General features: G+C 71.7%; 8 protein-coding genes. 5 read left to right on the forward strand and 3 right to left on the reverse strand.

Translation table 11 applies throughout. From position 1 onward, the window contains the following. Positions 1-334: adenylate/guanylate cyclase domain-containing protein (locus tag G3I65_RS15850; protein WP_160696794.1), on the forward strand; the 334-nt coding region annotated here is incomplete at its 5' end. Here the strand turns inward: G3I65_RS15850 and G3I65_RS15855 are convergent. Then, positions 322-1,311 carry a beta-ketoacyl-ACP synthase III gene (locus tag G3I65_RS15855; protein ID WP_160696795.1) on the reverse strand — a complete coding sequence of 330 codons (990 nt, stop codon included), beginning with the start codon at positions 1,309-1,311 and terminating at the stop codon, positions 322-324. The two genes, G3I65_RS15850 and G3I65_RS15855, sit on opposite strands and share 13 nt — an antisense overlap. 212 nt (positions 1,312-1,523) lie before the next feature. On the opposite strand from G3I65_RS15855, the gene G3I65_RS15860 reads away from it, so the two are divergent. After that, positions 1,524-1,997 carry an Lrp/AsnC family transcriptional regulator gene (locus tag G3I65_RS15860; protein WP_125305913.1) on the forward strand — a complete coding sequence of 158 codons (474 nt, stop codon included), beginning with the start codon at positions 1,524-1,526 and terminating at the stop codon, positions 1,995-1,997. On the opposite strand, the gene G3I65_RS15865 is transcribed toward G3I65_RS15860, so the two are convergent. Beyond that, the gene (locus tag G3I65_RS15865) at positions 1,994-2,638 is read right to left on the reverse strand and encodes a hypothetical protein (RefSeq protein WP_160696796.1); all 645 of its coding nucleotides are present in this window, start codon (positions 2,636-2,638) and stop codon (positions 1,994-1,996) included. The two genes, G3I65_RS15860 and G3I65_RS15865, sit on opposite strands and share 4 nt — an antisense overlap. 118 nt (positions 2,639-2,756) lie before the next feature. Between G3I65_RS15865 and G3I65_RS15870 the strand changes: the two genes are divergently transcribed. Both G3I65_RS15870 and G3I65_RS15875 read left to right on the forward strand, forming a co-directional pair. After that, entirely contained in the window at positions 2,757-3,956 is a 1,200-nt protein-coding gene (locus G3I65_RS15870; RefSeq protein WP_160696797.1) for an MFS transporter, read from the forward strand. A gap of 155 nt (positions 3,957-4,111) precedes the next feature. Next, on the forward strand, positions 4,112-4,516 hold the full coding sequence (locus G3I65_RS15875; RefSeq protein WP_086855729.1) for an SsgA family sporulation/cell division regulator: 405 nt from the start codon (positions 4,112-4,114) through the stop codon (positions 4,514-4,516). Between the two features lie 99 nt (positions 4,517-4,615). Here G3I65_RS15875 and G3I65_RS15880 read toward each other — a convergent pair whose 3' ends face one another. Next, a complete protein-coding gene (locus G3I65_RS15880; protein WP_160696798.1) occupies positions 4,616-5,719 on the reverse strand; it encodes a S1 family peptidase in 1,104 nt (367 codons plus the stop codon). Between the two features lie 444 nt (positions 5,720-6,163). Here G3I65_RS15880 and G3I65_RS15885 point away from each other — a divergent pair. Next, the coding region (locus G3I65_RS15885) for an AAA family ATPase (RefSeq protein ID WP_160696799.1) at positions 6,164-6,979 on the forward strand (816 nt) is incomplete at its 3' end.

Here is a 6,979-nt window from a genome sequence, read left to right on the forward strand (position 1 = left end):
GACCGCCGCGCTCGCCGCGGCCCGCGCGATCCGGGACGCCGTCCGCGAGGCCGGCGAGCTCGACCTCGGCATCGGCGTCTCGAGCGGCCCGGTGTTCGCCGGGCAGCTCGGCAGCAGCAGCCGCCTCGAGTACACCGTGATCGGCGACGCGGTCAACGAGGCCGCGCGGCTCACCGAGCTGGCCAAGGCGGTGCCGTCGCGGATCCTGGTCAGCGACGCCGTCGTCTCGGCGGCGCTACCGAGCGAAGCGGCCCACTGGGCGAAGCACGGCGAGCTGGAGCTGCGCGGCCGCCAGGAAGCGACGCCCACGTGGACCGCGAGTCAGGACAGCTGACCCAGATCCGGCCAGCGCAGCACGGTCGAACCCCAGGTCAGGCCCGCGCCGAACGCGCTGAGCAGCACGCGGTGGCCGGGCGCGAGGGTGCCGTCGGCGCGGGCGTCGGCCAGCGCGAGCGGGATGGACGCGGCGCTGGTGTTGCCGACCCGGTCGATGTTGGCGACGACGGCGTCGGCCGGCATGCCCAGCTGCTTCGCCGTCGCCTGGAGGATCCGGATGTTCGCCTGGTGCCCGACGAAGCGGTCGACGTCGCCGACCATCCAGCCCGCGCGCTCGAGGACGGTGCGCGAGGACTCCGCCATCCGCGCGCAGGCGTGCCGGAAGACCGCCGTGCCCTGCATGGCCAGGAACCGGTCGGCCGGGGTGTCGGACAGCCGCTTGCGGGCGCCGCCGGCTTCGACCCACAGCAGGTCGGCGAGCTCGCCCTCGCTGTGCAGGTCGAACGGCCCGAACGCACCGGGCTCGTCGGCGTCGCCCGCCCGGAGCAGGACCGCGCCGGCGCCGTCGCCGAAGATCGGGACGGTGGTGCGGTCGTTCGGGTCGATGAGCGTGGTGAAGGTGTCGGCGCCGATCACGAGCACACGCTCGGCGAGCCCGCCCGCGATGAACCCGGCCGCGGTGGCCAGCGCGTAGACGAACCCGCTGCAGACGGCGTTGACGTCGAACGCGGCGGCCGTGCCGAGCCCGAGCCGGGCGGCGACCTGCGGCGCGCTGGCCGGGCACGGCTGGTCGGGCGTGGAGGTGGCGAGCACGACGATGTCGGCGCTCCCGCCGCCCAGCGCTTCGCGCCCCGCCCCGACCGCGAGGTCCACAGTGGACTCCTCGGGCCCGGAAACGCGGCGCTCGCGGATCCCGGTGCGGGTCCGGATCCACTCGTCCGAGGTGTCGAGCCGGGCGGCGATCTCGTGGTTGTCCAGGACTTTCGTCGGCAACCACGAGCCGAGGCCGGTCAGCACGGCGGCAGGTGCGGGCACGGGAAAGCCTCCCCACGCCGGCGGGTTGGCGGGCGACCGGCTGGTCTTCCACTTCTATGCGCTACCCCCTGGTAGACCCGTGAGTTGTGTTCCAGGTCACTCAAAAAGTTGTTTCATCTTCGCCTCGTTCGGAGTAGTGAGCGACGTCACGGAGGAGTGAGCGCGGGAGTAAGCCGAGGCGGATTGTCGGGGGTGCCGGTTAGCCTGCTTGAGTGCAGACACCCGACCTCGACCAGCTGGACACCGCCATCCTCGCCTGCCTCCAGGCGGACGCCCGCACCATCGCCGAGACGATCGGCGCGAAGGTCGGCCTCTCGGCCGCGGCGGTCCAGCGGCGGATCAAGCGGCTGCGCGAGGCGGGCGTCATCGAGCGCGAGGTGGCGATCCTCTCGCCGGAGGCGCTCGGGCTGAACATGACGTTCGTGGTGATGGTCGAGATGGAGCGCGAGAACCTCGCGGTCCTCGACGCCTTCCGCCGCCAGGTGCTCACCGACGACTGCGTCCAGCAGTGCTACTACGTCACCGGCAACGCGGACTTCGTGCTGATCGTGACGTGCCCGGACATGGCGGGCTTCGAGGCGTTCACGCGGCGGATGTTCTTCGAGAACCCGAACGTGCGGCACTTCACGACGAGCGTGGCGATGGACCGGGTGAAGGTGGGGCTGGACCTGCCACTGGGCCCCTAGGCGGCGCGGGCCTTCGCGGCGCCGTCGGCGAGGACGGGCTTGAGCGCGGCTTCGCAGACTGGCTGCTTCGTGCAGAGCGCGAAGGCTGTAACGACGTAGTCGCCGACCTGCGCGACGTAGGTCAGCTTCACCGCGTCGCCGCCGGTGGTCATCTTGATCGCGAGCACCTGGGCGGGGTCTGCTTTCGGGTTCGGCGGGAGCGTGAACCGGATGTCGAGGGCGCCGCCGTCGCCGACCCGGCCGCATTGGCCGACCTGTGCCTGGACGGCCGTGACGTCGACGCTCCCGCGCGCGACGGTCGCCCCCACCTCGACCGCCTGGTCCGGCTTGATCACGTGGGCCTGGTCTTCGAACGTGTACGCGTCGAGCGCGAACCGCGTGCCGGCGTACGGCTGGGCGTCCGGGTTGCTGGTGGCCGTGCAGGCCGCGGGCCGGTACGACCCGGCGAGGGTCTCCTCGAGGGTGAACAGCCAGTGCGCGAGGACGTCGTTGCGGGTCAGGTGCGGCGGATACGTGGACGCGTCGGGCGGGAGCGTGAGGAGGTCCGGTTGGGCCTTCGCCGGGGCGGCCGTTCCGCCTGTCGACCTCGCGAAGCCGGCGGCGCACATCGCCAGCAGGACCAGCCAACGCCCGATCTTCATGACATCCCCTCACCACCGCCGGTGGTCCGCCCGGTGCTACGCGGACAAATCCGGTGGGAATGCCACCACTCCGCCGATATCCTGGCCCGCTGTCCACCAGGGGGAAGGACTCCGCAGCATGGTTCGGGACCGCCGGCTCTTCCTCACCGCCACCCTGATCGACGCGCTCGGCAGCGGGCTCTGGGTGCCGTTCGCGCTCCTCTTCCTCGTGCACGGCCAAGGGCTCGGCCTGGTCGACGCCGGGACGTCGCTGAGCACCGGGGCGCTGCTCGCGCTCGTCACCGGGCCGGGCGCCGGGGTGGCCATGGACCGGTTCGGGCCGCGGGCGCTGCTCGTGGCCGGGAACCTCGTGCGGGTCGGGGCCTTCTGCGCCTACCCCTTCGTGCACAGCGGGTGGCAGGTGATCGTCGTCTCGACCGTGGCCGGGGTCGGGGACCGGTTGTTCTGGACCTGCAACGCGCCGATGGCCGCGCAGCTCGCCGGGGGGCGGGACACCGATCGGGTGCTCGCGACGCAGACCGCCGGGCGGTTCGCCGGGGCCGGGGTCGGGGCCGCCGCGATGGCCGTGCTGCCGACCTTCACCAGTCCGTGGGCCTTCCACTTGCTCGCGTACGTCAACGCGGCGAGCTTCGCCGTGGCGGCGGTGCTGATCCGGCTGCTCCCCCGCGCCGAAGCGCGCGCGGACGCGCCGGCCGGGAGCTGGCGGGCCGTGCTCGGAGATCGGCCGTTCACGGGTTTCTGCATCACCCACTTGGCTTTTACGTTCGCCAGTGCGAGCAAGTTCGCCGTGCTGCCGATCGTCGTGCGGGATCTGCTGCACGGTCCACAGTGGATCGCCGGGACCGCGATCACGCTCGGGACCGTGGTCGTCGTCACGACCCAGCGGCCGGTCGTCGCGGTGCTGGCCCGCCGCAGCCGGACAGCGGGGCTCATCGGGGCCGCGGTGCTGTTCGCCGCCTGCTTCGCGCTGTTGATCCCGCTGGAAGCCGTACCACTGGGCGTCGCCACCGGGTTGATCCTCGTCGCCAGCGCCGGGTTCTCGGTCGCGGAGGCGATGTTCGGCCCGACCGCCACCGCGGCGGCCGCCGAAGCCGCGCCGCCCGGGGCCGAAGGGCGGGCCAGCTCGATCTTCCAGCTCTCCTGGGGACTGCCGGTGGCGCTCGCGCCCGGCCTGCTGGCGCTGCTGCTCACCGCGGGCAACGCGCTGACCTGGTCGGTGCTGGCGCTGACCTGCGCGGCCGCCGTCCCAGCGCTGCTCGCGCTGCGGAAACGGCTGCCCGCCGCACTGCGCGAGCCGTCACCACCCGTGCCCGCCTGAACGCAAGGGGTATGTGCCCGGCGTTACACCACAATGGACGGATGCAACCGATCAAGTGAACGTGAAGCTTTCTCCGTCATGACCGCAGGCCCTGGTCATCTCCTTGCCGAACAGTTCGCGCCGCGCGAACCGACCGCGAGACTCCAGGAGGGGCCGTGCACACCGACGCCGTACACCAGAGCCAGTTCGTGCTGCTGAACGAAAGCACCACGCCCGTCCTGTCGCGCCTGTCCTACCACGTGCACGAGCCGTTCGCGGTGACCGTGGCCTTCCGGACCGAGCGCGGCCGGTGGATCGAGTGGACCTTCGCGCGTGACCTCCTCGTGTCCGGGCTCGACGAGCCCACCGGTCTCGGCGACGTCCGGATCCGCCCGGACCTGTCGGAGGACGAAGACTTCCTCACCCTGGAAATCGAGTCACCGGACGGCTATGCGTCGTTCGAGCTGGAGCGCGAAGACATCCGGACGTTCCTCGAGGCGTCCTACGAGCTGGTGCCGCTCGGCGAAGAGAGCGCGCACTTCGACGTCGACGGGCTGATCGAGGAGATCAGCAACGTCTGACCCCTGAACCTCCCAATCCCGCGGCGAGGAACGAAGGGCGGGGTTTCGAGTGCGCTGGAGGCACTCGAAACCCCGCCCTTTCGCCGTTTTCGGAAGGGATCAGCTGGTCTTGAGGGTGGTGCCGGTGCCGGACAGCGCGCCGGCGATCGGGTAGAAGTACGTCACGGACGTGTTGCCGCCGGACAGGACGCCCTGCGCGTAGTTGCCGGCGATGAAGCCGCCGCCCGAGTCACCCGCGGCCGAGCGGACGTTGGTCGCGGTCATGCCGTTGACCGTGCCCTCGGCGTAGCGGACGCTCTGGTTCTTGGCGCCGATGGTGCCGCAGGTCCAGCCGGTCGTCGAGCCGGCCTTGCAGACCGACGAGCCGGTCGCCGCGTTCGACGACCCGCGCACCGCGGTCCCGTTGTTCATCTGCGCGACCGGGGTCCAGCTGCTGTTGGTGCGCACCGCCGCGTAGTCGACACCCGGGAAGCGGTAGGTGATCCAGCTGCCGAGCGAGGCGCCGTTCGACCCGGTCAGCGAGCCGCCGCCGGTGAGCGCGCCGCAGTGGCCGGCGGTGACGAAGCCGGTCGTGGTCGCGAAGCCGACCGAGCAGCGCGACGAGCCGCCGATGTAGTAGGCGTCACCGCCGCGGATGTTGGCGTGCAGCGTCGGTTTCGCGGCCGCGTCGAGGATCGTCACCGACGACTTGTCCACACCGGACTGCGCCAGGAAGGTCTCGGCCGCGGCGCGCTGGCCCTCCAGGACCGACAGCGTCACACGGTTCGTGGTGGCGTCGACGCCCCAGCCGGTGATCGCGTACGGCGCCGAGGCGTCCCGCGCGTTCAGGGTGTCCACTGTGGAGTCGAGCTGGCGGGCGCTGAACTTCACGACCTCCGCTTCGGCGCCGGCTTCGCGGATCTTGGCGACCGACGCGGCGTTCGTCGTCTGGATGTGCGCCTTGCCGGTGGCCGCGTTGTAGGTCGCGCCACCGAACGCGTCGCCGAGCGCCGCGCTGACGGCCTCGGTGACCTTGGTCGCGACGTCCTCGTTCTTCAGCCGCGTCAGCACCTGGTCGTGGGTCAGGCCGAGGTCGCGCTGCATCGCGGGCACGATGTCCGGGTTCAGCAGGTCCTGGCCCGACGCGGGGACGGCGGTCGCGGCCAGCGCGCCCGTCGCCATCACCGCGGTGGCAGCGGCACCGAGAAGTCTCGCGATCTTCATGCTTCTCCCTAGTTGGTTACGCGCGGCTCCGCACCGGCCACGCAGTGGTACTCACCCGGCTGAGCGTCCCCGCAGTGGGCGTTACGGTGCAATCCGGGCGCCCGGCGAATGGGTATACGCATTCACCCCGGGCGAATCCCCTGCTCCAAGCGGTCCGGACCCCGGCGCGTCACCCGGTCGGACAGGTCCTTAAGTAGGGTTTCCGTGAACTACTTTCGGTAGCGGGACTACCTACCTGATCAAGCTAAGCGCCCCCGGAACGCGGGAATGGCCGAGGTTTCCCTCGCACTGTGCACCGGCAGCCCCCGATCCCGCGGCAAACCGGTGACAGCGGGTAGGCGGACGTGTGACGGTCGTACCGACCACCTATTCGGTTAATGGTTTACGAGCGGATCAGCGCTGCTTAGGCTCCCGCGCACAGTGCCGGAGCGCCGAGGAGGTCATATGTGGCTGACCGCTCCCCGCCCCACCTCCGTCTCGATCCGGTCCGGACCAGCGCGCCTGACCGGCCGCGACGCCGAGCTCGACGCCATCGTCGGCGTGCTCCGGCACCGGCCCGCGGCGGTGCTGATCGAGGGTGAACCCGGCATGGGCCGGACCCGGCTGCTCGCGGAGATCGCGCGGCGCAAGGAGTTCGAGGGCTGGCGCGTGCTCACCGGCGCGTGCCAGCCGCTGCGGGAACCGTTTCCCTACGGGCCCGTCCTGGAAGCGCTTCGCGCGTGCGGCGACGCGCCGCTGGGCCCGCTCAGCCCGGTCGCCGGCGTGCTGCGGCCGTTGCTGCCGGAGCTCGCGGAAGCGCTTCCTCCGCGCCCCGAGCCACTGGACGACCCGATCGCCGAGCGCCACCGCGTGTTCCGCGCGGTGCGGGAGCTCCTGGCTGCCTGCGGGCCGGTGCTCGTGCTGGTCGACGACCTCCAGTGGGCCGACGAGGACACCCGCGACCTCATGCGGTTCCTCGCCGGCGCGATGCCGTCGAACCTGGCCGTGGTCGCCACCTACCGGTCCGCGACCGACGTCCGGCCCGGACCGCTCGGCGCGCCGTTCCGGACCGACCCGGCCGTCCACTCCGCGCGCGTGGCGCTGGGCGCGCTCGACGTCGCCGCCGTGCGCGCGCTCGCGGTCGAAATCCTCGAACTGCCCCGGGTCACCGACGAGTTCGCGGCGAAGCTGCACGAGTGCACCGCCGGGATCCCGTTCGTGGTCGAGGAAACGCTGCGGGCGCTCAAGGAAGCGGCCGAACGCCTCCCCGTCGGCGAAGTG

The sequence above is a fragment of the Amycolatopsis sp. SID8362 genome, assembly GCF_010550475.1.
Lineage (GTDB): Bacteria > Actinomycetota > Actinomycetes > Mycobacteriales > Pseudonocardiaceae > Amycolatopsis > Amycolatopsis eburnea.